The organism is Mycobacterium sp., from assembly GCF_965277065.1.
Classification (GTDB): Bacteria; Actinomycetota; Actinomycetes; order Mycobacteriales; family Mycobacteriaceae; genus Mycobacterium.
The window spans coordinates 499341-524349 of sequence record NZ_CBDIBT010000019.1 but is presented as its reverse complement, the minus strand read 5'-3'; the positions used below and the strand labels follow the sequence as shown (position 1 = coordinate 524349).

General features: G+C 66.1%; 28 protein-coding genes. 16 read left to right on the top strand and 12 right to left on the bottom strand.

The window, feature by feature from the left end:
- Positions 1 to 507: an Rv3235 family protein gene (locus tag ACQY5A_RS19685; RefSeq protein ID WP_428342003.1), complete on the bottom strand. Its 507-nt coding sequence runs from the start codon at positions 505 to 507 to the stop codon at positions 1 to 3.
- Between the two features lie 184 nt (positions 508 to 691).
- Here ACQY5A_RS19685 and ACQY5A_RS19680 point away from each other — a divergent pair, with 184 nt between their 5' ends.
- The 6 genes from ACQY5A_RS19680 (at position 692) to ACQY5A_RS19655 (ending at position 6624) form a co-directional block, all read left to right on the top strand.
- Positions 692 to 2092: a WS/DGAT/MGAT family O-acyltransferase gene (locus tag ACQY5A_RS19680; protein ID WP_428342002.1), complete on the top strand. Its 1401-nt coding sequence runs from the start codon at positions 692 to 694 to the stop codon at positions 2090 to 2092.
- 12 nt (positions 2093 to 2104) lie between these two features.
- Complete coding sequence (gene ppk2 / locus ACQY5A_RS19675; protein WP_428342001.1) at positions 2105 to 2935, top strand: polyphosphate kinase 2; 831 nt, start codon at positions 2105 to 2107, stop codon at positions 2933 to 2935.
- Positions 2932 to 3453, top strand: a complete 522-nt coding sequence (locus ACQY5A_RS19670; RefSeq protein WP_428343246.1) for a DUF6912 family protein — start codon at positions 2932 to 2934, stop codon at positions 3451 to 3453. The genes ppk2 and ACQY5A_RS19670 overlap by 4 nt, the downstream gene beginning before the upstream one ends.
- A gap of 117 nt (positions 3454 to 3570) precedes the next feature.
- Positions 3571 to 4719: a ferredoxin reductase gene (locus ACQY5A_RS19665; protein WP_428342000.1), complete on the top strand. Its 1149-nt coding sequence runs from the start codon at positions 3571 to 3573 to the stop codon at positions 4717 to 4719.
- An 84-nt stretch (positions 4720 to 4803) separates the two neighbouring features.
- Entirely contained in the window at positions 4804 to 6093 is a 1290-nt protein-coding gene (locus tag ACQY5A_RS19660) for a fatty acid desaturase family protein (RefSeq protein WP_428341999.1), read from the top strand.
- A gap of 9 nt (positions 6094 to 6102) precedes the next feature.
- Entirely contained in the window at positions 6103 to 6624 is a 522-nt protein-coding gene (locus ACQY5A_RS19655; RefSeq protein ID WP_428341998.1) for a hypothetical protein, read from the top strand.
- A gap of 22 nt (positions 6625 to 6646) precedes the next feature.
- On the opposite strand, the gene ACQY5A_RS19650 is transcribed toward ACQY5A_RS19655, so the two are convergent.
- Positions 6647 to 7660 (bottom strand): LLM class flavin-dependent oxidoreductase, encoded by a 1014-nt coding sequence (locus ACQY5A_RS19650; RefSeq protein WP_428341997.1) that lies wholly within the window; start codon positions 7658 to 7660, stop codon positions 6647 to 6649.
- Between the two features lie 13 nt (positions 7661 to 7673).
- Here ACQY5A_RS19650 and ACQY5A_RS19645 point away from each other — a divergent pair, with 13 nt between their 5' ends.
- Complete coding sequence (locus ACQY5A_RS19645; protein ID WP_428341996.1) at positions 7674 to 8186, top strand: SRPBCC family protein; 513 nt, start codon at positions 7674 to 7676, stop codon at positions 8184 to 8186.
- 3 nt (positions 8187 to 8189) lie between these two features.
- Here the strand turns inward: ACQY5A_RS19645 and rsgA are convergent, their stop codons facing one another.
- A complete protein-coding gene (rsgA, locus tag ACQY5A_RS19640) occupies positions 8190 to 9179 on the bottom strand; it encodes a ribosome small subunit-dependent GTPase A (RefSeq protein ID WP_428341995.1) in 990 nt (329 codons plus the stop codon).
- A gap of 1 nt (position 9180) precedes the next feature.
- Positions 9181 to 10467 carry a 3-phosphoshikimate 1-carboxyvinyltransferase gene (aroA, locus tag ACQY5A_RS19635; RefSeq protein ID WP_428341994.1) on the bottom strand — a complete coding sequence of 429 codons (1287 nt, stop codon included), beginning with the start codon at positions 10465 to 10467 and terminating at the stop codon, positions 9181 to 9183.
- Between the two features lie 91 nt (positions 10468 to 10558).
- On the opposite strand from aroA, the gene ACQY5A_RS19630 reads away from it, so the two are divergent.
- The 3 genes from ACQY5A_RS19630 (at position 10559) to ACQY5A_RS19620 (ending at position 14193) form a co-directional block, all read left to right on the top strand.
- On the top strand, positions 10559 to 11374 hold the full coding sequence (locus ACQY5A_RS19630; RefSeq protein ID WP_428341993.1) for an SOS response-associated peptidase: 816 nt from the start codon (positions 10559 to 10561) through the stop codon (positions 11372 to 11374).
- 111 nt (positions 11375 to 11485) lie between these two features.
- Complete coding sequence (locus ACQY5A_RS19625) at positions 11486 to 13033, top strand: aldehyde dehydrogenase family protein (RefSeq protein WP_428341992.1); 1548 nt, start codon at positions 11486 to 11488, stop codon at positions 13031 to 13033.
- The gene (locus tag ACQY5A_RS19620) at positions 13030 to 14193 is read left to right on the top strand and encodes an NDMA-dependent alcohol dehydrogenase (protein ID WP_428341991.1); all 1164 of its coding nucleotides are present in this window, start codon (positions 13030 to 13032) and stop codon (positions 14191 to 14193) included. Before ACQY5A_RS19625 ends, ACQY5A_RS19620 begins: the two co-directional genes overlap by 4 nt.
- 38 nt (positions 14194 to 14231) lie before the next feature.
- Here the strand turns inward: ACQY5A_RS19620 and ACQY5A_RS19615 are convergent, their stop codons facing one another.
- On the bottom strand, positions 14232 to 14915 hold the full coding sequence (locus tag ACQY5A_RS19615; protein ID WP_428341990.1) for a DUF4386 family protein: 684 nt from the start codon (positions 14913 to 14915) through the stop codon (positions 14232 to 14234).
- An 82-nt stretch (positions 14916 to 14997) separates the two neighbouring features.
- Positions 14998 to 16419 carry a phytoene desaturase family protein gene (locus ACQY5A_RS19610; protein ID WP_428341989.1) on the bottom strand — a complete coding sequence of 474 codons (1422 nt, stop codon included), beginning with the start codon at positions 16417 to 16419 and terminating at the stop codon, positions 14998 to 15000.
- Between the two features lie 112 nt (positions 16420 to 16531).
- On the opposite strand from ACQY5A_RS19610, the gene ACQY5A_RS19605 reads away from it, so the two are divergent.
- Together ACQY5A_RS19605 and ACQY5A_RS19600 are read left to right on the top strand one after the other, a co-directional pair.
- Positions 16532 to 17083 carry a TetR/AcrR family transcriptional regulator gene (locus tag ACQY5A_RS19605; RefSeq protein ID WP_428343245.1) on the top strand — a complete coding sequence of 184 codons (552 nt, stop codon included), beginning with the start codon at positions 16532 to 16534 and terminating at the stop codon, positions 17081 to 17083.
- Positions 17083 to 17928, top strand: a complete 846-nt coding sequence (locus ACQY5A_RS19600) for an enoyl-CoA hydratase/isomerase family protein (RefSeq protein ID WP_428341988.1) — start codon at positions 17083 to 17085, stop codon at positions 17926 to 17928. The genes ACQY5A_RS19605 and ACQY5A_RS19600 overlap by 1 nt, the downstream gene beginning before the upstream one ends.
- Here the strand turns inward: ACQY5A_RS19600 and ACQY5A_RS19595 are convergent.
- A complete protein-coding gene (locus tag ACQY5A_RS19595; RefSeq protein WP_428343244.1) occupies positions 17919 to 18407 on the bottom strand; it encodes an aminoacyl-tRNA deacylase in 489 nt (162 codons plus the stop codon). The genes ACQY5A_RS19600 and ACQY5A_RS19595 overlap by 10 nt on opposite strands.
- Positions 18407 to 19261, bottom strand: coding sequence for an SDR family oxidoreductase (locus ACQY5A_RS19590; protein WP_428341987.1), 855 nt, complete (start codon positions 19259 to 19261; stop codon positions 18407 to 18409). Before ACQY5A_RS19590 ends, ACQY5A_RS19595 begins: the two co-directional genes overlap by 1 nt.
- Positions 19262 to 19490: 229 nt before the next feature.
- On the opposite strand from ACQY5A_RS19590, the gene ACQY5A_RS19585 reads away from it, so the two are divergent.
- Positions 19491 to 20168, top strand: a complete 678-nt coding sequence (locus ACQY5A_RS19585; protein ID WP_428343243.1) for a sigma-70 family RNA polymerase sigma factor — start codon at positions 19491 to 19493, stop codon at positions 20166 to 20168.
- 26 nt (positions 20169 to 20194) lie between these two features.
- Positions 20195 to 20446 carry a mycothiol system anti-sigma-R factor gene (rsrA, locus tag ACQY5A_RS19580; RefSeq protein WP_428343242.1) on the top strand — a complete coding sequence of 84 codons (252 nt, stop codon included), beginning with the start codon at positions 20195 to 20197 and terminating at the stop codon, positions 20444 to 20446.
- A gap of 74 nt (positions 20447 to 20520) precedes the next feature.
- Here rsrA and ACQY5A_RS19575 read toward each other — a convergent pair whose 3' ends face one another.
- On the bottom strand, positions 20521 to 20595 hold the full coding sequence (locus tag ACQY5A_RS19575) for a 50S ribosomal protein bL37 (protein WP_011728008.1): 75 nt from the start codon (positions 20593 to 20595) through the stop codon (positions 20521 to 20523).
- 67 nt (positions 20596 to 20662) lie between these two features.
- Positions 20663 to 21409: a hypothetical protein gene (locus ACQY5A_RS19570; protein ID WP_428341986.1), complete on the bottom strand. Its 747-nt coding sequence runs from the start codon at positions 21407 to 21409 to the stop codon at positions 20663 to 20665.
- Between the two features lie 286 nt (positions 21410 to 21695).
- Here ACQY5A_RS19570 and ACQY5A_RS19565 point away from each other — a divergent pair, with 286 nt between their 5' ends.
- A complete protein-coding gene (locus ACQY5A_RS19565) occupies positions 21696 to 21911 on the top strand; it encodes a biotin/lipoyl-binding carrier protein (protein ID WP_428343241.1) in 216 nt (71 codons plus the stop codon).
- Positions 21912 to 21940: 29 nt separating this feature from the next.
- On the top strand, positions 21941 to 23455 hold the full coding sequence (locus ACQY5A_RS19560) for a sensor histidine kinase (protein ID WP_428341985.1): 1515 nt from the start codon (positions 21941 to 21943) through the stop codon (positions 23453 to 23455).
- Positions 23456 to 23518: 63 nt separating this feature from the next.
- Here the strand turns inward: ACQY5A_RS19560 and whiB1 are convergent, their stop codons facing one another.
- Together whiB1 and ACQY5A_RS19550 are read right to left on the bottom strand one after the other, a co-directional pair.
- Complete coding sequence (gene whiB1, locus ACQY5A_RS19555) at positions 23519 to 23773, bottom strand: transcriptional regulator WhiB1 (protein WP_428341984.1); 255 nt, start codon at positions 23771 to 23773, stop codon at positions 23519 to 23521.
- A 259-nt stretch (positions 23774 to 24032) separates the two neighbouring features.
- Positions 24033 to 24998, bottom strand: coding sequence for a diacylglycerol/lipid kinase family protein (locus ACQY5A_RS19550; protein WP_428341983.1), 966 nt, complete (start codon positions 24996 to 24998; stop codon positions 24033 to 24035).
- Between the last annotated feature and the right edge of the window lie 11 nt (positions 24999 to 25009).

Here is a 25009-nt window from a genome sequence, read left to right as displayed (position 1 = left end):
CTAGCCGATGTGCAGCGCGACCACCTGCCAACGCCCACCCAACTGCTCGATGCGGCAGGCGATGGCGTGCATGCGCTGCCCACGGCTGTAGCTGCCGAACACCTCGGCCGCGGCGTTCGGCGCATTGACCGCTTGAAGTCGTACCCGGCGTAACACCGCGACCCCGTTATGGCCGCCGGTCAGGCGATTAGCCGACAGCACCGAGTCGACGAGTCCCGCTGCCAGCAGTCCGTTCAGCTGAGCGATCGGGCGGCGACGGTCGATGACTTCCAGCACCCGTCGCATCGCGGCGTCGGCGAAGGTTGCCGCCTGCCGCATCGGCAACGACAGTGGCGGCGCCGGATGCCGTTGTGGCACATGCGTATTGCGCTTTCGCAAGGTAGTCGGCGTGGGTGGCCGGCACTGCCGGACATCGCGGGCCGGCGGCTCGCAGTCGACGACGGGGGTGACCGCGAACGCGGCCCCTTCAACAGAGGTTGCCTCCGGTGAGCTCGAGCTGGTCGACACTGCACACTCCCGCGATTTCAAAGGGCCACTGACGCTGGCCTGCTGGAGAGGGCAGACAGTGTGACGATGATCGCACAACCGCCGGTTTTGCGTGTTCGCCAGATGCCGGTGCGTACGGCCGATCCGAACGTGCGGCATATTGGTCGGTGAATCATCTGCATGGGACGTGAAGGGGAGTGTCGACGTGACGCGGTTGTCCGCTTCGGACGCCTCCTTCTACCAGCTGGAGAACTCGGCGACGCCGCTGTACGTCGGCACGCTGTCGATCCTGCGCCCGCCCCGCGCCGGGTTGAGCTACGAGACACTGCTGGCCACCGTCGAGCGGCAGCTGCCGAAGGTGCCGCGGTACCGGCAGAAGGTCCGCGAGATCTCGATGCGGCTGGCCCGGCCAGTGTGGATCGACGACGACGATTTCGACATCACCTATCACGTCCGCCGTTCGGCGCTTCCGTCGCCGGGTAGCGACGAACAGCTGCACGAGTTGATCGGCCGGCTGGCCGCCCGGCCGCTGGACAGGACGCGACCGCTCTGGGAGATGTATCTGGTGGAAGGGCTGGCCAAGAACCGGCTGGCGCTCTACGCCAAGTCGCATCAGGCGCTGATCAACGGTATGGGTGCGATGGAGATCAGCCATGTCATCGCCGATCGCAACCGCCGTCCGCCGCCGTTCGTCGAGGACATCTGGGTGCCGGGCCGCGAACCGGGCCGGGGGCGGCTGTTGCTCGGCGCGATAGGTGACTGGGCGACCCGACCGCAGGCGCAGTTGAAGGCCGTCCACAGCGGGGTCGTGGATCTCCTGACCAACTCTGGCCAGTTGGCCGACACCGGCCGCCGGATGTTCGACGTCGCCCGGACGCTGGCGCGCGGCTCGGCGCCGCGCAGCCCGTTGAACGCCACCGTGTCGCGCAATCGGCGCTACACGGTGGCATGTGGACGACTCGACGTGTACCGGACCATCCGTTCCCGGTACAACTGCGACGTCAACGATGTGGTGCTGGCGGTGATCACCGGCGCGCTGCGTAGCTGGCTGTCTTCTCGCGGCGAGCCACCCGCGCCGACTGCGACGGTCCGGGCGATGGCACCGCTGCCGGTCTATGAAGCGTTGGACTCGTCGAGCCGCGGCCAGGCGATCAGCCAGGTCGCGCCGTTTCTGGTCGAACTACCGGTCGGCGAGGGCAACACCGTGGTGCGGCTGTCGCAGATCGCCCACGCCACCGAAAGCAATCCGACCGCGGCCAGCCTGGTCGATGCCCGCACCATCGCGACGCTTTCCGGCTTTGCGCCGCCGACCTTGCACGCCATGGGTATTCGAGTTGCCACGGGCTTGTCGTCGCGACAGTTCAACTTGTTGATCACCAATGCGCCGGGCGCTCAGGCGCAGATGTACGTCGCGGGCGCCAAGCTGCTCGAGACCTATGCGGTGCCACCGCTGCTGAACAATCAGGTGCTCGCCATCGGTGTGACGTCCTACAACGGCATGTTGTATTTCGGGATCAATGCCGATCGCGACGCGATGAGCGACGTCGACATGTTGCCCGCGCTGCTGGCCGAATCGCTCGATGAACTGCTGGAAGCCGCGCAGTAGACCTACCATTCGATGGTGAGCAAGGCGCAGAAGACTCAGCCCAAGTTGCCCAAAAAGGTCTATAAGGGCGAATTGTTACGGCTGCAAACGGAATTGGTGAAGCTGCAGGAATGGGTGCGAGCACGCGGCGTTCGAGTCGTCGTGATCTTCGAGGGCCGCGACGGAGCCGGCAAGGGCGGCACCATCAAACGGATCACCGAATACCTCAACCCGCGGATCGCGCGGGTCACCGCATTGCCCGCGCCGACCGATCGTGAACGCGGCCAGTGGTATTACCAGCGTTACATCGCGCAACTGCCTACCAAGGGCGAGATCGTGCTGTTCGACCGCTCGTGGTACAACCGGGCCGGCGTCGAGAAAGTCATGGGATTCTGCACGCCGCAGGAGCATGCGCTGTTCCTGCAGCAGACGCCCATTTTCGAACAGATGCTCATCGACGACGGGATTCTGTTGCGTAAGTATTGGTTTTCGGTGTCCGAGGACGAGCAGTTGCGCCGATTCACATCACGCCGCAACGACCCGCTTCGGCAATGGAAACTCAGCCCGATGGATCTGGAGTCGTTGTACAAGTGGGAAGACTACTCACGAGCCCGCGACGAGATGATGGCCCACACCGACAAGCCCTACAGCCCATGGTTTTTGGTGGAATCGGATATCAAAAAACACGCCCGGCTGAACATGATCGCGCATTTGTTGTCCACCATCGACTATCGGGATGTGAAGACACCCAAGGTCAAACTGCCCGCCCATCCGATCGTGAGCGACAGTTACCGCCGGCCACCGCGGGAGCTGTCGAACTATGTTGACGATCACGTCGCGACCTTGCTGGGATCCAACGACTGATGCGCATCTACATTCCGGTGACGTTGGCCATGCTGCAGCAACTCGTCACCGACGGTTCGCTGCGACCGGTGAGCGGCACCGCCTTCGCAGTGACCCCCAAATTGCGCGAGGCCTACGCCGAGGGCGGCGACGACGAGCTCGGCGAGGTCGCGCTGCGCGAGGCCGCCCTGGCGTCGTTGCGGCTGCTGGCCGGTGCCGCGGATGGGCTCGATTTGCCTGACAGCGACACGCTGCCGCCGCGACGCGCGGTGCTGGTCGCCGATGTCGGCGATGTCACACTGCGGCCGGATCTCGACGATGCGGTGGTGCGGGTTGGCGCGCCAGTGAGCATGGATGACGTGGTCGCCGCGTTCGTCGACAACGCCGCGGCCGAATCGCGGGTCACGGCGGCGGTCGAGGTCATCGACGCTGCCGATCTTGGCGACGAGGACGCCGAGTTGACCGTCGGCGATGCCCAGGATCACGATTTGGCCTGGTACGCCGCTCAAGAACTGCCGTTTCTGCTCGAGCTGCTGTAACGCTCGGCGACGACGTGCCGCGGGCGGTGAGCGGAGAAATCCGCCGCGCGGATCTACCTACGGTACCGTAAGTTACGGTATCGTAGGTTGTGTCTCGAGCGGGCAGGAGTTTCCTCAATGGACAGAAGAACATCGCGAGCCGCGGCCCAAGGCATCGACACCAAGCCCATTAGGCTGGCCGGAGTGGACATACACCCCGGCTGGCATGCGTTGAGAACCGTGGCCCGACGCATCACGACGCCGCTGCTTCCCGACGACTACCTGCGATTGGCCAATCCGCTGTGGTCCGCGCGCGAACTGCGCGGCCGCATCCTGGAGGTGCGACGGGAGACGCGGGACTCGGCGACGCTGGTCATCAAGCCTGGCTGGGGCTTCAGCTTCGACTACGAGTCCGGTCAGTACATCGGCATCGGACTGCTGGTCGACGGCCGCTGGCGCTGGCGCTCATATTCGTTGACGTCCAGCCCGCGGACCCGGTCGCACCGTAGCGCCCGGACCGTGACGATCACGGTGAAGGCGATGCCCGAGGGTTTCCTGTCGACGCATCTGGTCGACGGTGTTCAACCGGGGACGATCGTGCGACTGGCCGCGCCGCAGGGCAATTTCGTCCTGCCCGATCCGGCGCCGCCGGAGGTGTTGTTCGTCACCGCCGGCTCGGGCATCACCCCGGTGATGTCGATGCTGCGCACTCTGGTCCGTCGCGATCAGATCACCGACGTCCTCCACCTGCATTCGGCGCCCACCTCAGACGATGTGATGTTCGGCGCGGAACTCGAGCGGCTGGCCGCCAACCACCCGGGATACCGGCTGAAGTTGCGGGCAACACGCACCGAGGGGCGGCTGGATCTCTCCCAGCTCGACGCCGAGGTGCCCGATTGGCGCGAACGGCAGACCTGGGCCTGTGGACCGGAGGCCATGCTCAATTCGGCCGAGCACGCCTGGTCGGCGGCCGGTGCGAAGGATCACCTGCACCTCGAGCGGTTCGCGGTGACGAAGGCCGCGCCAGCCGGTGCCGGCGGCACGGTGACATTCGCCCAGAGCGGTAAAAGCATCTTCGCCGATGCGGCGACGTCGCTGATGGATGCCGGTGAGCAGCTCGGGGTGCAGATGCCGTTCGGCTGCCGGATGGGCATCTGTCAGTCCTGTGTGCTCACCCTGGCCGAAGGCCACGCCCGCGACCTGCGCACCGGTCTGGACCGCGAGCCGGGGACCCGCGTTCAGACCTGCATCTCCGCCGCATCGGGCGATTGCACACTCGACGTCTGAAGGTTACCCGTTGGTAACCTACGCTTTCGTAGGTTACGATAGCGTAAGTCAAGATCTGCAGTCTGCAGAAAGGCAAACACCACGATGGCGATCACCGAAATCGATGTCTTCGCGCATCTGACGGACGCCGACATCGAGAGCCTGGGCGTCGAACTCGACGCCATCCGCCAGGACATTGAAGACTCCCGCGGCGAGCGCGATGCCCGCTACATCCACCGCACCATCGCTGCGCAGCGCGCCCTCGAGGTCGCCGGCCGGCTGCTGCTGGCTTTCAGTAAGCGCCGCTCCGGTTGGTGGGCGGGCACCGCGACACTGAGTGTGGCCAAGATCGTCGAGAACATGGAGATCGGCCACAACGTCATGCACGGCCAGTGGGACTGGATGAACGACCCCGAGATTCACTCCTCGTCGTGGGAGTGGGACATGATGGGCTCGTCCAAGCACTGGCGGTACACCCACAACTTCGTGCACCACAAGTACACCAACATCCTCGGCATGGACGACGACGTCGGCTACGGCCTGTTGCGGGTCACCCGCGACCACAAGTGGAAGCGCTTCAACCTGCTCAACGTGTTCTACAACGCGCTGCTCGCGCTCGGCTTCGAGTGGGGCGTCGGCCTCCAGCACGTGGAGCTCGGCAAGATCGTCATGAAGCGGATGGACAACGACGAGGTGCACGAGCGCGTCGACGAGTTCCTCGGCAAGGCCAGCCGCCAGGTGGTCAAGGATTACGTCGCGTTCCCAGCGCTGACGTCGCTGTCACCCGGCGCGTCGTTCAGGTCGACGCTGACGGCCAACGTGCTCGCCAACATCATCCGCAACGTCTGGGCCAACGCGGTGATCTTCTGCGGGCACTTCCCCGACGGCGCCGAGAAATTCACCAAGACAGACATGATCGGCGAGTCGAAGGGTCACTGGTACCTGCGTCAGATGCTGGGTAGCGCCAACTTCGAAGCCGGCCCCACGCTGCGGTTCATGAGTGGCAACCTGTGCCACCAGATCGAGCACCACCTGTACCCGGATCTGCCGAGCAACCGGCTGCACGAGATTTCCAAGCGAGTCCGGCAAGTGTGCGACAAGTACGACTTGCCGTACACCACAGGCTCTTTCCTGGTGCAGTACGGCAAGACGTGGCGGACGATCGCTAAGCTGTCGCTGCCGGACAAGTACCTGCGCGACACCGCTGACGACGCGCCCGAAACGCGCAGCGAGTCGATGTTCGCCGATTTAGGGTCCGGCTTCGCCGGTACCGACCCCTCGACCGGACGGCGCCGCGGGCTGAGGACCGCGATCGCCACCGTGCGGGGTTGGCGGCGTCACAAGCGGGCTGCTGTCAATGGGCAAACGCCCGGACGCGACGACCTCGCCGCCTAGACTCACGCGGTGGAGGTTATCACCGCGCATCCGATCGTCGACGCTGTGCTGGATCGGCATCGCGACGCCTTGGGCGCTGATCGGTCGGCGTACGGCAATCACGTCTACCGCTGCATGACGTATCACCAACTGCTGCTTGGCTTTCCGATACCCGACGTCGCGGCGCTGGCTTGGGCGACTCACGACCTGGGTATCTGGACGGCCGGCACCCTGGACTACCTGACGCCGTCAGCCGACCTCGCCGCGGTCTACGCCGACGAATTCGGGATCACCGACATCGATCAACTGCGCGCGTTGATAACCGAACACCACCGGCTGCGTCCGGTAAACGACCGCGTCACCGAGACGTTCCGCCAAGCTGACCTGATCGACGTCAGTCATGGCGTGCTGCGCCGGGGGATCGGACGATCGGCGGTTCGGGAGGCCGTTGGCGCATTGCCGTACAACGGCTTTCACGCGTTCCTGGCGAAAGGTCTGACCGACTACGCGGTGCGGCATCCGCTGCGCCCGCTGCCGATGATGCGCTGGTGAAGCGGCGCCCGCGCGGACGGGTTCAGGCTGTGTCGGCGATGGCGACCAGCCGCTGCAGCGCCGCCAGCTGCTCGGAGTGATCACCCTCCAGTTTCGCCAACAGCGTCGTGATGCCGGCCGCTCGGTAGCGATCCATACGCTGGGCGATAACATCTTCGGTGCCAAGCAGATTCGTCAGCCGGCCGAGGTCTATCGGCACGCTGCTGCGGGCCTCGTCACGCTTGCCGGCCTGCCATAGCTCAGCCACGGTTACGACCTCGTCGGCATAACCCAACCGACTGAATGCGTCGTTGTAGAAATTCTGTCCACCGGTGCCCATCGCGCCGATGGTGAACGCGTACCCGTCGGCGTGTCGGCGGGCGGCCGCGTCGCTCGATGCCTGGTCGTCGTGGAACTCGACCGCAACTGGTGCGACCAGGTCGAGCTGATCAAGGGTGCGCCCGGCCCGTTCCGCGCCCTCGCGCAGCGGCCCGAAGAACACCTCGGCCGCTTCGGGGATGAACGCATTGCCCAACCAGCCGTCGGCCGTCTCGCCGGTCAACTCCAGGTTCCGCGGACCCATCGACGCCACGTAGACCGGGACGTGAACGCCGGGACGAACCAGCGGCTTGAGCGCTGTGCCGCGGCTGTCCGGTAGTGGCAACGGATAGATCTCCCCGGCGTGCTCGAGGCGCTCGCCGTTGCTGACCATGCGGATGATCTCGATCGTCTCCCGGGTGGTCTGCACCGGCTTGCGAAAGCGGACCCCGTGCCAGCCCTCCATGACCCGCGGCCCGGAGGTGCCGACGCCCAGGATGAACCGCCCCGCCGACAGCTCCTGCAGACTCAGCGCCGACGTCGCCAGCAACGCCGGAGTACGCGAACCCAGTTGCACGACAAAGGTTCCGAGCTGAACCGACGACGTCTTCGCGGCCAGGTACGCCAGACCGGTCAGCGCGTCGTAGCCCCACACCTCCGGGACCCACAGCGACGCGACACCGATGCCCTCGGCCGCCACGGCGAACTCCGCGGCGCCTGGCAAACGGGGTTCTATCATCGCGCCGACCTTCATGGCTGGCATGCTAGCCATCATGCGTTACCGCGACCAACCCACCATCGAGGTGACTCAGCGGGTTCGGTGTGACCTCCCCGCGGCATGGCGCCTTATCACCGACATCAATTTGCCGACGCATTCGTCGTCGGAGCTGCAGGGCGTCGATTGGCTCGACGGCGCTACCAGCGTCGACGTCGGCGCGCGTTTCCGCGGACGCAGCAAGCACGAGGCCTTCGGCGACTGGTCGACGGTCTGCGAGGTGACCGAGGTCGAGGATCAACGGCGCTGGGTGTACGACGTAGTCGGACCCGACGGTGCCAGCGCGACGTGGGGCTTCGAGGTCGAGCCGACCAGCGACGGCGTGCTCATCCGGCAGTGGGGACGGATGGGTCCGGGTCCGTCCGGCTTGACCCCCGCCATCGTGGCGATGCCGGAGAAGGAAGCCAGGATCGTGTCCAACCGGCTGGCTGAATGGCAGCAGAACATGCAGGCCAACCTGGAATGGGTCCGGTCGCAGGCCGAGGGCTGAGGGTCAGCCTTCGCGCATCGCGGCCAGCAGCCGGCGCGCCGCGGCGACGCGACGGGCGGCCGGACCGGTCAACGCGTCCAGGGCGCACTCGGGATCGGCCGGTGGCCCCAGATGCCCGCAGCCGCGCGGGCAGTCTTCGATCGCCTCGGCGAGGTCGGAGAACGCCAGCATCACGTCGTCGGGCTTGATGTGGGCCAGCCCGAACGAGCGGATCCCCGGGGTGTCGATCACCCAACCGCCACGACGCACGGCGTCAAGGGGAAATGCCACCGACTGTGTCGAGGTGTGCCGCCCGCGACCGACGTCGGTCACTTCGCCGACCGCTCGATGTGCTTCGGGGACAAGCCGATTCACCAACGTCGACTTGCCCACGCCGGAATGGCCCAGTAGCACGGTGATTTTGCCGACAAGCAGATGCGCCACCGCGTCCAGCGGGTCATCACGGCCCGCGGTGATCACTGTGAGATCGAGGTCGGCGAACTGCTCGGCGAACGGGGCGGCCGGCGCGAGATCAGTCTTGGTCAGACACAGAATCGGAACCAGTCCGCCCGTGTAGGCGGCGATGAGCGTCCGATCGACCAGCCCGGTGCGCGGCGGCGGGTCGGCCAGCGCCACCACGACCAGCAGTTGGTCGGCGTTGGCCACCACCACCCGCTCAGTGGGGTCGGTGTCATCTGCGGTGCGCCGCAACAGAGTTCGCCGCGGGCCGCGCCGCACGATGCGGGCCAACGTGTCGTGCCGGCCGGACAGGTCGCCGACGATGTCGACCTCGTCGCCGACGACGATCGGGGTGCGGCCCAGTTCGCGGGCCCGCATCGCGGTGACCCGGTGCTCGATGTCGCCGCCCAGCGCGCACCCCCAGCGGCCCCGGTCGACGCTGACCACCATCGCCCGCTCGGCATCAGCGTGCTCCGGGCGGGTCTTGGTCCGCGGGCGCGAGCCCTTCCCGGACCTGACTTTGACGTCGGACTCGTCGTAGTCGCCCGACTTCAAACTACGAACTCCGCAGCATGTCGGTCCACATCGCCGGGAAATTCGGCAGCGTCTTGGCGGTGGTCTCGATGTCGTGCACCTCGACTCCCTCGACCCGCAGGCCGATGATCGCGCCCGCCGTCGCCATCCGGTGATCCGCGTACGACTGCCAGGTGCCCGCCCGCAGTGGTGTCGCGGTGATCTCCAGCCCGTCGGCGGTTTCGCGGCAGTCGCCGCCGAGCCGATTGATCTCGGTGGACAACGCGGCCAGCCGGTCGGTCTCGTGGCCGCGCAGGTGGGCGACGCCGGACAGCCGCGAGACCGAGCCCGGGTCGGCCAGCGCGGCGAGCACGGCCACCGACGGGGTGAGTTCGCCGACATCGCGCAGGTTGACATCGAATCCCGGGTAGGACTGCGGACCCTGCACTTCCAGGTACGAATCATCCTGTTTCACAACACAATTCAGTTGTCCGAGGATGCCGAGAATGGTGTCGGCGGGTTGGATGCTGGCCGCCGGCCAGCCGGTGATGCGGACCGTGCCCGCGCTGACCACTGCCGCGGCGATGAACGGCACGGCATTGGACAGGTCCGGTTCGATGGGCCAGTGCCGCGCCGCGACGGTCCCCGGTCGAACGGTCCAGCGATTGGTGCTGGCGTCGTCGACCTCCACGCCGGCCTGGCGCAGCATCGCCACCGTCATCGCGATGTGCGGCGCCGACGGCAGCGATGGGCCGACGTGGTGCACGGACAGGCCGTCGGTGAACGACGGACCGGCCAGCAGCAGGCCGGAAACGAACTGCGACGAGGCCGAAGCATCGATGTCAACCGCTCCGCCGGCGACCGCCCCGGCGCCGCGCACCCGGAACGGCAGCTCGTCGCCGCCGATATCGACGCCCACCCCGCGCAGCGCATTCAGCAGTGGCGCGATCGGGCGCACCCGAGCCTGCTCGTCGCCGTCGAACGTCACAAATCTTCCGGGGCCGAGCCCTATAGCGGCCAGCGGCGGGACGAAACGCAACACTGTGCCGGCCAGACCGCAGTCGATGCGCGCCTCGGGCGAGGGGGCAATCGTCCCACTGACCTCGAGTTCGTCGGCCGGCCCGTCGACCCGCAGGCCTAACGTTTCCAGCGCGCCGATCATCAGGTTGGTGTCACGGCTGCGCAGCGCGCCACTGATGGTCGAGACGCCACCGTCGGCCGCGGCCAGCGCCGCGAGCACCAGCGCTCGGTTGGTCTGGGATTTCGAGCCGGGCACTGTCACCGTCGCGTTTACCGGCCGCGAGGTGAAGGGGGCGGGCCAGATACTCACGTGCTCCATCATTGCTCACCGGCGATCGCAAGCGCGGCGAAGCCGGGCGCGGCGGGTCGCCGCTCGACACTCCCCGAGGCACCATGGATCCATGTGCGGACGATTCGCGGTGACGACAGACCCGGCTGTGCTGGCCGAGAAGATCGAGGCGATCAACGAGGCCCGCTCGACGACGATGCGGGCCGAGCATCGGCCCGAGGAGGAGTCGGGCCATCGTGCCGAGCCGGCCGAGTCGACCGGCCCGAACTACAACGTGGCGCCCACCACCACCATCACCACGGTGGTCCGCCGTCACGACGAACCCGACGATGAGCCCACCAGGCGGGTCCGGTCGATGCGCTGGGGGTTGATCCCGCCATGGGCCAAGGCGGGAGCTGACGGTGCACCGGATTCCAAGGGTCCGCTGCTGATCAACGCCCGCGCGGAGAAGGTCACCACTTCGCCGGCGTTTCGGTCCAGCGCCAAATCCAAGCGCTGCCTGGTCCCGATGGACGGCTATTACGAGTGGCGCGCCAACGGCGACACCGATTCCGGCAAGAAAGCCCGCAAGACACCGTTCTTTCTGCACCGCGCCGACGGCGAAATGCTGTTCATGGCCGGGCTGTGGTCGGTCTGGAAAGCTGACGACGGCGCGCCGCCGTTGTTGAGCTGCACGATCATCACGACCGACGCGGTTGGCGAACTTGCCGAGATCCACGACCGGATGCCGTTGATCGTGCCCGAGCGGGACTGGGACCGATGGCTGGATCCCGACGCCCCGGCCGACGTCGACTTCCTGGCCGCGCCGCCGAGCATCGACGGCATCGAGATGCGGGAGATTTCGACGCTGGTCAACAGCGTGCGCAACAACGGGCCTGAGCTGTGGGAGCCGGCCGAGCCACGGCCCGAGCAGGCCACGCTGCTCTAGGCTTCTACCAGCTGAAATAGGTAGTCGACTACGCTAGCCTGTTCGCTCGACCGGTGGGATGATCCTCCGCATGGCGCGCATCCTCGACGCGCCCTGGCAAAGGGGTCAACGATGACCACAGTCCTGCCCAAGACCGACGGATCCACCATCACGGTCCGCAACCCGGCGGACGGAGGCGTCGTCGGCACGGTACCGATTGAAACGTCCGATGCGGTCGCTGCGAAAGCCGACGAGCTGCGCCTGTTTCAGCCCGAATGGGAGGCTCTCGGCCCCCGCGGCCGCAAGCGATGGCTGCTGGAATACCAAGGCTGGGTGCTGGACAACGCCGAGCACATCGTCGATGTGCTGCAGTCCGAGACCGGAAAGACGCGGGCCGACGCCAGCCCCGAGCCGGCCGCCGCAGCCCTGCTGCTCGACTACTGGGCCGGTCATGCCGAGCGGTTCCTCGCCGACGAGCATCCGCGGTCCTTCAACCCGATCGCGGTGACGAAGAAGCTGATTACCACATACCGGCCGTATCCGGTCGTCGGCGTCATCACACCCTGGAACTTCCCGTTCGCGATGCCCGGGTTGGACGTGGTGCCCGCATTGGCGGCCGGCGCCGCGGTGCTATTGAAGCCGTCGGAGGTGACGCCGCTGAGCGCGGTCGAGTTCGTGCGCGGTTGGGCCGAGATCGGCGCGCCGCCGGTGCTTGCGCTGGCGACCGGGTATGGCGACACCGGCGCCGCAGTCATCGCCAACGTCGATTTTCTGCAATTCACCGGATCCACTGCGACCGGCAAGAAGGTGGCGGTCGCCTGCGCGGAGCGGCTGATTCCGTACAGCCTTGAACTCGGCGGAAAGGACCCGGCCCTGGTGCTGGCCGACGCCGATGTCGACCGAGCCGCCAACGGGATCGCCTATGGCGGCATGTCCAACTCGGGCCAGATCTGCATCTCGGTGGAGCGGGTGTATGTCGAGGCGCCGGTGTACGACGAGTTCGTGGCCAAGCTCACCGAGAACGTGCGCCGACTGCGGCAGGGCCAGGACGACCGAAGCTTTAAGTTCGACGTTGGGGCACTGGCGACAAGCGCGCAACGCGACATCGTGCAACGCCACGTCGATCAAGCGGTCGCGGCCGGTGCCCGCGCGGTGATCGGCGGCAAGCCGACCGGAACGGGGACGTTCTTCGAGCCGACGGTGCTGGTCGACGTCGACCACTCGATGTCGTGCATGACCGAGGAAACGTTCGGGCCCACTCTCCCGGTGGTCAAGGTTGCCGACGAGGCGGAGGCGATCCGGCTGGCCAACGACTCGGTCTACGGGCTTTCGGCCACGGTGTGGACCGGCGACAAGGAACGCGGCGAACGGATCGCCCGCCAGCTCGACGTCGGCGCGGTCAACATCAACGACGTCCTATCGAATGCGTACGCCTTTGATACCCCGTTGGGCGGTTGGAAGCAGTCCGGTGTCGGCACCCGCTGGGGAGGCGCCGCCGGCGTGCTCAAATACTGTCGCCCTCAGGCGATCACATCGCCGCGCATACCGACGCAAGCCAAGGAGTTGCTCTGGTATCCGGTGTCGCGGCGGCGGGTCAAGTTCGCGCTGGGCCTGTTGCGCGCGTCCGCGGCGCGCGGTGCGCGTCGGTTCGGTATCACGCCAAGGGGCGCGGCCCGATGAAGTGTCGGGCTGCGGTGCTGCGCGGGGTCGGCAAGGACTGGGAGATCTGCGACATAACGCTCGATCCACCGCGGGCCGGCGAGGTCCTGGTGAAGACGGCGATGGCAGGAATCTGCCATTCGGACGACCACGCCGCAACCGGGGACCTGGTCCCTGGGCCGGAAATGGCGGAGATGCTGCGCGCCCAAGGCATCGAGGTTCCAGAGCTCTTCCCGCTGGTAGGGGGTCACGAGGGGGCGGGCGTAGTGGCGGAGGTCGGTCCGGAGGTTCGCTCCGTGCGCTCGGGTGACCGCGTCGCGATGTCGTTCATCCCCGCGTGCGGCGCCTGCCGGTGGTGTGTGTCGGGCCTGACGTACCTGTGTGATCTGGGCGCCGGCCTGTTCGTCAGGGAGATGACGACCGACGGCACGGTGCGCCGCCATCTCGACGACGAGGACCTGTTGGCGATCTGTCAATTGGGCACCTTCGCCGAATACCTGGTGGCGTCGGAAAAGTCGGTCATCAAGATCGACGACGCGATCCCGATGCATGCGGCCGCACTGGTGTCGTGCGGGGTCACCACGGGTTGGGGCTCGGCGACGGTGGCCGCCGGCACCGAACCGGGCGACACCGTCGTCGTCATCGGGATCGGCGGCGTCGGGATGAACGCCCTGCAAGGCGCTCACGCGGCCGGCGCCGAATACATCGTCGGCGTGGATCCCGTTGCATTCAAACGTGATTCGGCTGCCACATTCGGTGCTACGCATACCGCCGCATCGGCCGAGGAGGCGTTGTCGCTGGTGCGCGAACTCACGCGGGGAGTGATGGCGGATCGCGTGGTGATCACCGCCGGCGTCGTGCACGTCGACCTGCTGACTCCCGCAATGATGTTGACTCGTAAGGGTGGCAGCTGTGTGCTGACCGGGATCACGCCGCTAAACGAGCCAATGGTGCCGCTGTTGCTGAGCGACATGGCGCTGTTCCACAAGCAGCTCAAGGGCACGCTCTACGGCGGGATGAATTCGCGGGCGAGCACTCCGATGCTGCTGTCGATGTACCAGAACGGCAAGCTGAAACTCGACGAACTGGTGACACGCCGGTACCGGCTTGAGCAGATCAACGACGCCGTCGCCGACATGCGCGACGGCCGAAACATCCGCGGTGTCATCGAATTCGATTAGGGCTGGCTCGGGCTTACGGCGATGCGGCAAGCTCGGCGTCAAGATCGGCGAGGGCTTTTACTCGTATCAGTAGCCGGGGTTCGCAGCATCGCGATCGATGTCCCCAGGTACCAAAGCACGGTCGTGACGGCCGGCGCCCAGGCGGAGAAGCCGCCCTCCAGGCAGAGCGGCCCGGCGCGGAAGAACACGCCCGCCGTGGCGACCAGACTCACCGCCGCCGCCAAGACCGCCAGGTACGCCGTCCAGCGTGGCAGGACGCCGGACGAGAACACACAAAATGCGTAGGCGAAAGCCGTGGCCGCCATTATGAAGCCCCACAAGCCGATCAGGACGCCCTGGAAGTGGGTCCCTACGGTGAAGACCACCTCGGCTGGCAGGCTATCCGCTGTCTGTGCGAACACGATCTGCATCGCATACGTGACGACTTGGAGTCCCACGATCGCTGTAGTGCCCAACACGAAGAGGTCGCTGAAGAACCCATCTGCTTTGCGAAGAATCCGGCGTACCGAAACGGCGAACATCAACATCAGTGGCGCGGCCAATGCGTACATCCATGCTTGCGCGACAAGCGCGCCCTGGTGCTCGACGAAATAGTTCTGATAGGTAGAGGCTTTGCCGTCCGCTCGCGGTGGGGCGCCCGGGAGTGCCGCAGCGACGAGCGCAATCAGGACGAACCCGACTCCGGCGACGCCGCCGATCCGAATCCACCGACCGTCTCGCATTGCGCGAGCGTAACGGCGCGGCGAAAATCTGGGCCGAATTTCGCCGTGACGCTACGCTCGGAGCGCCAAAGGCAGCCGGCCGTTAGGCCCGCCGGTCCAGATAACCAACCGCGGCGTGCGCGGCGTTGGCCCCGCACATCCCGTGGGCGCCCGGGCCCGGGGGAGTGGCCGCCGAGCAGATGTACATGCCTGGAATTCCAATGCTGTACGGCGACAATGTTATTCGCGGCCCGAAGGTCAGCTGCCTAATATCCTTGGCCCCAGTCATGATGTCGCCACCGACGTAGTTCAGGTTGTAGGAGGCCATCTGCCTGGTCGAGCGAACTGCCGAGCCGACGATGCGTTCCCGGAAACCTGGTGCGAACCTTTCGATCTGGGCGATAATCGCCTCGGTCGCGTCGCCAGTGAAGTCCTTGGGCACGTGCGCGTAGGTCCACACCGGGTGCACGTTGCCGACCGATCGTTGCGGATCGGCCAAATACTGTTGACCGACCAGTACGAACGGCCGCTCGGGCATGCGTCCTGCGTGAATGTCCCGTTCTGTAGCGGCAAGTTCGGAGTAGGTCCCGGCCACGTGCACGGTGCCGGCCCGACGGGCGTCCGAGTTGGTCCATGGCACACCGCCGTCGACGGCGAAGTCAACCTTGAACGCGCCCGGACCACGCCGAAAGTTGTTGAAGGCGGACGAAATTCGGCGCGGGAGGCGGTCTTCGAGGATCCCTGCCACCGCACTCGGCGCCAGATCAAACATCGTGACATCGGCGGGCGGCAGCTGGGACGCCGTCTCGACTCGCACACCGGTTTCGATCTTGGCGCCCAGGTCGGTCAGCAGCGCAACCATCGCGTCAGTGATCGATTGCGATCCGCCTTCGGCGACCGGCCAGCCGTGCCGGTGGCCGGCTGCGAGGATGCCCATCCCGATGGCGGACGTCATCGGGTAGTGCAGCGGCCGGAAGGTATGGGCCGCAACGCCTCCGAATAAGGCACGAGCCTCCTTGGTGCGGAAGGCCCGGGCGAACGTGGACGCGGGAAGCACTGTGGGCGCACCGAACCGCGCCAGCTTGAGCGGGTGATGGGGTACCCGCAGCAGCGGGCCCATGATGTCCTCACTGAGGGCGTCGAAACGCGACGCCGGGTAGCCGAACGCGCGTCGCCAGCGCGACCCATCACGGCCGAGGCCGCTCGCGGTCTGTTCCACCGAGCGGTACAGCACCCCGGCGCTACCGTCGTCCAGCGGGTGGACACAGTCGACCTCCGGCCAGCGCCACGCGAGGCCGTAGCGATCCAGGTTAAATGTGCTGAAGAACGGCGAGCCGACGGCCAAGGGATGGATCGCCGAACAATCGTCGTGCACGAGGCCGGGAAGGATGGCTACGCTGCTGCGGGCGCCCCCGCCGACGGTGTCAGCCGCCTCGAGGATGGTGACCTCCACACCCTCGGCCGCGAGGGCTATGGCGGCGGCGAGCCCGTTCGGCCCGCCGCCCACCACGAGCGCGGTAGTCATGACGCAAGCCTATGCCGCGCCTGCCGCAAATTCGCAATACCGTGAATTCCTCTGTTAGGTTAGAATATTCCTCGTGCCACGATCCGCTGTCGGTGATGTGCGAGACCGGGTGATGCAGTCCGGCCGCCGCCTCTTCGCGGCTGACGGAGCACTGGCGGCGACGCTGGACGAGGTTCGCCGGGACGCTGACGTCAGCGTCGGTGCGCTCTACCACCATTTCCCGGACAAACCTGCGCTGGCCGCTGCTGTCTACGCGCAAATGATGGGCGAGTACCAGAGCAGTTTCGTGACGATGCTGCGCCGTCACGACAGTGCGGAGGGTGGGATCCGCGGGGGCGTTGCACATCATCTGCGGTGGGTGTCCGACCACCGCGGCGAGGCGGCGTTGCTGCTGGGGGACCGACTGGACAGCGCCCAGCTGCGGGACTCCAACCGGGCGTTCGTCTCCGCCGTGCGGGACTGGTGGCGGCCGCATCACACCTACGGAGCTTTGCGGCCGATGCACGCCGGAATCACCGCCGCGTTGTGGTTCGGCCCAGCGCAGGAATTCAGCCGATACTGGATCGCCGGCGACGAACCCCGGATGCCGCGAGGCGTGGTCAAGACATTCGCCGATGCCGCATGGAAGGCATTGCAGGCCAACGTGATCGAGGAGGACGACTGATGAGCGCAACGGAATCGCTGTACGACCGACTGGTCGCCGAAGGCGACGACCTCGAGGCGCCGCGCCGGGTGGATGTCGAGCGCCGCGGCGACCGGGCGATCGTCACGCTCGACGAACCCGACCGGCTCAATGTCCTGTCGGCGCCCTTGGTGCGCCAATTACGCAGCGCGCTGGAGGCTCTCGTGGTCGACCGCGACGTGCGAAGCGTCGTGCTGACCGGTCGCGATCCAGGCTTCAGCGCGGGCGGTGACCTGACGATGATGGAGACGGCTACGGCCAACCTGAGCCAGCCCGAGGGCGTCGCCGACGTGTGGCGCTGGATCCGCCGCGAATTCGGCGGGATCGCCCGGCTCATTGCCGGATCGGACACGATCTTCGTTGCCGCCATCAACGGCCCGGCCGCCGGAGTAGGGCTGGCCTGGGCGCTGGCCTGCGACCTTGCCGTCGCCAGCGAGCGCGCCGTGATCGTGCCGGCGTTCGGCCGGCTCGGGCTGATTCCCGAGGTCGGCACCAGCTGGGCGCTGACCCGGCGGCTGGGATACCAAGGGGCACTTGCCTATTACCTGCGCGGCGAGCATATCGACGCCCGCGAAGCGCAACGGCTGGGCCTGGTCCAACAGGTGGTCGACCACGAGGGCCTGCTCGACGCCGCCGATGAGTGGTGCTCGCGCGTCGCGGCGATGCCGGCGCATGCCGTCGCGATGACCAAGCCCCTGCTGCGGGCCGCGGCCGACGCTGGGTGGCACGAATCGCTGACCATAGAGGAATTCGCCGAGCCCACCTGCTTCACCACCGCCGCCTTCGCCGACAGCGTGCACGCGATGCTGGCCAAATCTCAGGCGTGAATTTCCGCGGTGACCGCATCGGTGAGCCGGACCAGATCGGCAGGTGCCAGCGAGACGTCCCAGCCGCGTCGGCCTGCGCTGACGTACATTCGATCCCATTCCAGCGCGCCGGAATCGACGACCGTCGGCAACCGAATGCGCTGCCCCAGCGGCGAAATCGCGCCCAGCACATAGCCGGTCGCGCGTTCGACGGCACGGTGGTCGGCCATGCTGACCTTCCTGGCGCCCAGCACTCCCGCGACCGTCTTCAACGACAGCCGCGCCAACGCCGGCACGATCGCTACGGCCAATCCGTCGGGAACAGCGACGACCAGCGTTTTGTAGATCTGCCCGGCGTCCACGGCGTCGTCGCGCGTCAGCTCTTGAACTGCCTCTTCGCCGAAAATTTGTACGCGCGGGTCGTGGTCGAACGTAACGACCTCGTGCGGCACACCGGCGTCGGCCAGCACGGCCAGCGCCGGAGTCGCCGCGCTTGCGATCACGATCTAGGGCCGGAGTATCCCGGCGGGTTGACGCCGTCCACCCAGAAATCGACGCCGAGTGTCGAACCTGGGATGCAGTCGTACACCGACAGGTCGGAAACCCCGGACTCCACCAGCACGTCTTCGCAGAGCAGGGTGTTGCCGGTGTACTCCTTGGACGGCTTGTTGAGGATGACGTAAGCCGCGTCGGAGTAGATGTCCGGCTTGCGGGCGCGGCCCATCGCCTCGTCGCCGCCGAGCAGGTTCTGCACCGCGGCGGTGGCTACCAAGGTGCGCGGCCACAGCGTGTTCGAAGCGATGCCCTCTTCGCGCAGTTCCTCGGCGATCCCCAACGCGCACAGCGTCATGCCGAATTTGGCCATCATGTACGCGGTCGGCTTCAGCCATTCCTTGCCGAGCAGCACCGGTGGCGAGAGGGTCAGGATGTGCGGGTTCTCCCGGCCTTTCAGGTGCGGGATACAGGCCTGCGACACCGCGTAGGTGCCGCGCACCTGGATGCCGTTCATCAGGTCGAACCGCTTCATCGGCACCTCGGTGATCGACCCGAGGTTGATCGCCGACGCGTTGTTCACCACGATGTCGATGCCGCCGAACTGTTCGACGGCCTTGGCCACCGCTGACTCCACCGAATCCGGGTCGCGGACATCCCCGACGATCGGCAACGCCTGTCCGCCGGCTTCCTCGATCTCCTTGGCGGCGGTGTACACCGTGCCCTCGAGCTTGGGATGCGGCTCAGCGGTCTTGGCGATCAGCGCGATATTGGCGCCGTCCTGGGCGGCTCGCTTCGCGATGGCCAGGCCAATTCCGCGGCTGGCACCCGAGATGAACATGGTTTTGGCTTTGAGCGACATGAGCGCCACAGTAACGCTGCTCACAATTGTCCGGGATCAGCGGTCCGGAAATAGCCCGGCGATCGTCGCTGTTGACTCTCCTGTCTGGTCAAGCCGACGCATGTCGGTCACAGCCTTTAGATTGGGAGAGGGGAGTGCGGTGTCAACGGCAACGAGCCTTCGTCGATCGGGTCCGGTATTGATGGACTTGTTCAGCGGCATCGCGACGGAAGGGACTGTGTCACCCAACATGGCCGACATCGACGGCGCGACAGACTCGGGAACCGCGGAAACTGTCGACTTCACCGAGACTCGTGGAGAAAGCCGATCCAGCGAGACCGATTCGGCATTGACCGCGCGCTTCGAGCGAGACGCGATCCCGCTGCTGGATCAGCTCTACGGCGGTGCGCTGCGAATGACCCGAAATCCCGCCGACGCCGAAGACCTGCTCCAAGAAACCATGGTCAAGGCCTATGCGGGCTTCCGGTCGTTCAAGGAGGGCACCAACCTCAAGGCGTGGCTCTACCGCATCCTGACCAATACCTACATCAACAGCTACCGCAAGAAGCAGCGTCAGCCGGCGCAGTACCCCACCGACGAGATCACTGACTGGCAGTTGGCCGCCAGCGCCGAGCACACGTCGACCGGCTTGCGGTCCGCGGAGGTCGAAGCGCTGGAGGCGCTGCCCGACACCGAGATCAAAGAAGCGCTGCAAGCGTTGCCCGAAGAGTTCCGGATGGCGGTCTACTACGCCGACGTCGAGGGTTTTCCCTACAAGGAGATCGCCGAGATCATGGGCACCCCGATCGGAACGGTGATGTCGCGGCTGCACCGCGGCCGGCGTCAACTGCGCGGATTGCTGACCGACGTCGCCAAGGAGCGGGGCTTCATCCGCGGCGACCAGGCCGCCGAGGGGGTTTCGTCGTGACCGATTTCTCGTCGGAATCCGAGCCCATGATCAAAGCCGAGTGTGCGGAGGTACTCGCCGAGGTCTGGACCTTGCTCGACGGCGAATGCAGCCCGGAGACCCAGGACAAGCTCAGACAACATCTCGAGGACTGCCCGCCCTGCTTCCAGGCTTACGGCCTGGAGGAGCGCATCAAGGGACTGATCTCGACCAAGTGTCGTGGCGAGCGGGCCCCGGAAAGCCTGCGCGCGCGGCTGCGGGTGGAGATCAGCCGGACCACGATCATCCGGGATTGTTGAGCAGCGGAGAAGCCAAAACAAAGACGCGGGCCGCCTGTCGGACGGCCCGCGTCGTTGTTGGTTCTAGCGGTTGGTTAAGCGTTGGGCCGCTTGCCGTGATTGGCCTTGCTGTGCTTGCGGTCGCGCTTCTTCCGGCCTCGCTTGGCCATGACTGATCCTCCTCGTCATTCTGCTTGCTGATCAGTCTTTCATGCCACCAGCCGTCTAGGCGAACTGCTAGACGACCGGCACGTGCGCGAGGGTGTTGCCGTTGCTACCCGCCGAGGCGACCGGACCGGGCTGGCCGGCGGGCTCACCGATCGGCGGGGTCTGAGCCGAAGCCACCGGGCCGCCTGCGCCGGGCGCCTGTCCCGGTGCCTGCGGCGCGGGCGCGGTGGGAGGCGTACTGCGCGGGTAACCACTCAGGCCGGGCGTCTGGCCCGGGAGCTGCTGGCCGGGCAGTCCGCCGGGGTAACCACCGGGTCCTTGGCTGGCCAGGCCGCCCAGGGTCTGTCCAGGAAGGCCACCCGGGTAACCGCTGAGCCCAGGAGCCTGACCCGGGATGCCGCCCGGAATCCCACCCGGGATACCGCCGGGAATCCCACCCGGAATGCCGCCGGGAATCCCACCGAGACCACCGAGGCCGCCGGGCAGGCCGCCTCCTCCGCCGAGCGCGCCGCTGGCAGGCATCAGCAGGTCGCCGGCACCGGGAATGACGTTGTTCATCAGCCCACTCAGAGAGCCGAACAGCGAGTTGGCGATGTTCACCGCGCTACCGGCACCTGGCATACCAGGGATCGGGTCGTCGGCGGCGAAAGGTTGCTGGGGAGCGGCCGCGGCGGCACCGGCGCCAAGTCCGATGGTGGCGAATGCTGCCATCGCCACCCCGAGACCGGTGGCCACTCGGGCCAGTGGTTTGCGAGCTTTCTCGTGCGCAAACATGTTGTCGGACAACGGAATACCCCTCAATATCGACGGTTTCACTCTGGGATCTTCAGGCACTTTATTCACTTGGAACACTCTGATGCTCAAATGTCACATTTCGGGCACGACACGATCACGGAAGCGGCTCTATAGGTTCTCTTAGTGATCTTGGAGTTTGCTTATCGATACCTTCGAGACATCAATCGTTACCTTTCGTCTGCATAAACCGGGCGCCGACGCAGCCGTCCCACGCCGACTCCTGCTCGGAGTGCAACCGGGGAACTCGATTGTGGTTCGATAAAGCGACGCAAAGGCCGAAAACGGCTGGCAGACGAACGGGGTGATGATGGCCGAGGACGTGAGGGCAGAGATTGTGGCCAGCGTGCTCGAAGTCGTGGTTCACGAGGGCGACCAGATCGGCGCGGGCGACACCCTGGTGCTGCTGGAATCCATGAAGATGGAAATCCCGGTCCTGGCCGAGGTCGCCGGCACGATCAGCAAGGTCAGCGTGTCGGTCGGCGACGTCATCCAGGCAGGCGATCTCATCGCCGTAATCAGCTAGCCGTCTGAGCATCACCGCGGGGAGCGCCGATGTCTACGCTTGGTGACCTGCTGGCCGAACACACCATGCTGCCCGGCAGCGCGGTCGACCATTTGCATGCCGTGGTAGGCGAATGGCAACTGCTCGCCGACCTGTCGTTCGCCGACTACCTGATGTGGGTTCGCCGCGACGACGATTCGGTGGTCTGCGTTGCGCAGGTCCGGCCGAACACCGCGCCCACGGTGCTGCTGCGGGACGCGGTCGGAACCGTCGCTGATGCTGACCGGATTCCCCCGATCTCCGCGGCTTTCGAGTCGGGTGCTATCCGCCTGGAAAGTTCTGCAAGTCAACAGTTTTCGTGGCAACAGACCGGTGTGAACATCGAAGCGGTGCCGGTGCGGTACGGCGACGCGGTGGTCGCGGTGTTGACGCATCAGACCGCTGTCGCGGGCACCCCGAAGTCAAGCCAGTTGGAGACCGCCTACCTCGACTGCGCCGCGGATCTCGTGCACATGCTCTCCGAGGGAACGTTTCCCAATGTGGGCGATTTGGCGATGTCACGGTCGAGCCCGCGGGTGGGCGACGGCTTCATCCGCCTCGACGTCGACGGTGTCGTGTCCTACGCCAGCCCCAACGCGCTGTCCGCCTATCACCGGATGGGTCTGAATCTGGAGTTGGAGGGGCAGAACCTGATCGAGGTCACCCGCCCGCTGATCTCCGACCCGTTCGAGGCGCAGGAACTCGCCGCGCATGTGCGCGACTCGCTTAGCGGCGGTGCCAGCATGCGCGTCGAGGTCGACGCCGGCGGTGCCGCGGTGCTGTTGCGCACCCTGCCGCTGGTGCTCAACGGTTCGACCGCCGGTGCCGCGGTGCTGATCCGCGACGTCACCGAGATCAAGCGTCGGGACCGCGCGCTGATGTCCAAGGACGCCACCATCCGGGAAATCCATCACCGGGTGAAGAACAACCTGCAAACCGTCGCGGCGCTGCTGCGTCTGCAGGCCCGCCGGACCACGAACGCCGAAGGCCGCGAAGCACTGATCGAATCGGTGCGACGGGTGTCGTCGATCGCGCTGGTGCACGACGCGCTTTCGATGTCGGTCGATGAGGAGGTCAACCTCGACGAGGTGATCGACCGGATTCTGCCGATCATGAACGATGTCGCGACCGTCGATACCCCGATCCGGATCAATCGCGCCGGCATGCTCGGTGTGCTGGATTCCGATCGGGCGACCGCGCTGGTCATGGTGATCACCGAACTGGTCCAGAACGCCATCGAGCACGCGTTCGACCAGGCCACTTGCGATTCCCCCGCGCGTGGCGGGTCGGTGACGATCCGCGCCGAGCGCTCGGCACGCTGGCTGGACGTCGTCGTGCACGACAACGGCCGCGGGCTGCCCGATGGTTTCAACATCGAGCAGTCCGACCGGCTCGGTCTGCAGATCGTGCGCACCTTGGTATCGGCGGAACTCGACGCCTCTCTGCTGATGCAGGACGCACCCGAAGGCGGCACGGACGTGGTGCTGCGGGTCCCGATCGGCCGCCGCGCGCGAACGATGCAGTAGCCCTAGACACAACGGTGCGGCCCCGACAAATTGTCGGGGCCGCACCGTTGAAAGCGACTTAGGTCAGACTCCGGTACGGGCCTTCGTCCGGGCATTGCGACGCTTCAGTGCACGTCGCTCGTCCTCGCTCATTCCACCCCATACACCAGAGTCCTGTCCGGTGTTCAGCGCCCATGACAGGCACTCGGTCGTCACCGAACAGCGGTTACAGACCAGTTTCGCGTCGGCGATCTGTGCGAGAGCCGGTCCGCTGTTCCCGACAGGGAAGAACAGCTCCGGGTCTTCGTCGCGACAGACCGCTGTGTGGCGCCAATCCATAAGTCGTTGCTCCTCACTGTGTGCGCAGCAATGCGCACGAATGATTGTCTTCGGCTGTTAACGCAGGCACAAGAAATGTTTCCGTACCGTTGCATGCGATGGTTCGATCGTTTCACAGGCTCAACAGATGTCAATAGCGGCGTGTTGGTCCGTGGGCTATCTCACTTCAAGGATCTGTTACCAAATCCCTTAATCGGTTGTACTACACTCGCCCGCGGTCTGCCCAGTGTTTTACCCCACAAAGCATGATCGTCGCAGCTCAGAGCACCTTTTTCGCGGGCGGAGCGACGACATCCAGTGCGTCGGGAACCGACCGAAAAGTCATCCCTTCGCGTAAGCCGAGGTAGTCACCGTCGATTTGGCTCGGCATGGGTGGATCGGCGCATGTGACCCGCACGAACTCGGCATTGTCGTCGCGAACGACCTGCTCACCGGCGATTTTGGGGTTCTTGGAGAACATCTGTTTGACCAGTCGCAGGCTCGGTACGACCTTCAGCCTGGTGACGCCGAACACCCCGAGACCGGACTCGAAGCAGGTGTCGGGATTGGTGCACATCGGATGGGCGTCGGCGTAGGTCCACGGGCTGGAGTTGGAGACGAAGACGAAGTACGTGCCGGGAACCGGCTCGCGGCCAGGCAGGTCGACGGTTAGCCGCGGTTGCTTACGGGCGTAGGCGAGGGTGGCGCGCGTCGCGGCAAGGATGTAGCGCGTGGGCGTGACCTTGCGGCCTTTTTCCCGCTGCGCCTCCACTTTGGCCACGGCCTCGGCGTCGACGCCCAGCCCGGCGTTGAGCACCGCCCACTGTTCGCCACAGTCGATCAACCCGATTCGACGCCACTGCTTCTGCGGGCCGTACCTGTCGAGCTGCCAGATCAGCTGGTTGGTGGCATCGATCGGGCCGGGCGGGATGCCCAGCGAGCGCGCGGTCACGTTCGCCGATCCGCCGGGGACGATCGCCAAAGCAGGGACATGCCCGGTGGGAAGCTGCCCCGGCTTGCCGAGCAGGCCGTTGACCACGTTGCTCACCGTGCCGTCGCCGCCGTGTACGACGACGAGATCCACCCCGTCCTGGACCGCGGCCTCGGCGATTTCGCGCCCATGGCCCCGGTGGCGAGTGTGCTCGACTTTCAACTCGAGGCGGCTTTTCAATGCGTGCGCGAGCAGATCGCGGCCGGCCGTCGTCGTCGATGTCGCGGTCGGATTGACGATCAACACGGCGCGCATGACGTGAAAGC

Coding starts and splice junctions, on each gene's coding strand:
- rsrA (WP_428343242.1), top strand. CDS start 20,195: ATGATCAAAGCCGAGTGTGCGGAGGTACTCGCCGAGGTCTGGACCTTG.
- ACQY5A_RS19590 (WP_428341987.1), bottom strand. CDS start 19,261: ATGTCGCTCAAAGCCAAAACCATGTTCATCTCGGGTGCCAGCCGCGGA.
- ACQY5A_RS19660 (WP_428341999.1), top strand. CDS start 4,804: ATGGCGATCACCGAAATCGATGTCTTCGCGCATCTGACGGACGCCGAC.
- ACQY5A_RS19620 (WP_428341991.1), top strand. CDS start 13,030: ATGAAGTGTCGGGCTGCGGTGCTGCGCGGGGTCGGCAAGGACTGGGAG.
- ACQY5A_RS19585 (WP_428343243.1), top strand. CDS start 19,491: ATGGCCGACATCGACGGCGCGACAGACTCGGGAACCGCGGAAACTGTC.
- ACQY5A_RS19610 (WP_428341989.1), bottom strand. CDS start 16,419: ATGACTACCGCGCTCGTGGTGGGCGGCGGGCCGAACGGGCTCGCCGCC.
- ACQY5A_RS19560 (WP_428341985.1), top strand. CDS start 21,941: ATGTCTACGCTTGGTGACCTGCTGGCCGAACACACCATGCTGCCCGGC.
- ACQY5A_RS19550 (WP_428341983.1), bottom strand. CDS start 24,998: ATGCGCGCCGTGTTGATCGTCAATCCGACCGCGACATCGACGACGACG.
- ACQY5A_RS19630 (WP_428341993.1), top strand. CDS start 10,559: ATGTGCGGACGATTCGCGGTGACGACAGACCCGGCTGTGCTGGCCGAG.
- ACQY5A_RS19615 (WP_428341990.1), bottom strand. CDS start 14,915: ATGCGAGACGGTCGGTGGATTCGGATCGGCGGCGTCGCCGGAGTCGGG.
- ACQY5A_RS19650 (WP_428341997.1), bottom strand. CDS start 7,660: ATGATAGAACCCCGTTTGCCAGGCGCCGCGGAGTTCGCCGTGGCGGCC.
- whiB1 (WP_428341984.1), bottom strand. CDS start 23,773: ATGGATTGGCGCCACACAGCGGTCTGTCGCGACGAAGACCCGGAGCTG.
- ACQY5A_RS19600 (WP_428341988.1), top strand. CDS start 17,083: ATGAGCGCAACGGAATCGCTGTACGACCGACTGGTCGCCGAAGGCGAC.
- ACQY5A_RS19645 (WP_428341996.1), top strand. CDS start 7,674: ATGGCTGGCATGCTAGCCATCATGCGTTACCGCGACCAACCCACCATC.
- ppk2 (WP_428342001.1), top strand. CDS start 2,105: ATGGTGAGCAAGGCGCAGAAGACTCAGCCCAAGTTGCCCAAAAAGGTC.
- ACQY5A_RS19625 (WP_428341992.1), top strand. CDS start 11,486: ATGACCACAGTCCTGCCCAAGACCGACGGATCCACCATCACGGTCCGC.
- ACQY5A_RS19665 (WP_428342000.1), top strand. CDS start 3,571: ATGGACAGAAGAACATCGCGAGCCGCGGCCCAAGGCATCGACACCAAG.
- ACQY5A_RS19565 (WP_428343241.1), top strand. CDS start 21,696: ATGGCCGAGGACGTGAGGGCAGAGATTGTGGCCAGCGTGCTCGAAGTC.
- ACQY5A_RS19605 (WP_428343245.1), top strand. CDS start 16,532: ATGCAGTCCGGCCGCCGCCTCTTCGCGGCTGACGGAGCACTGGCGGCG.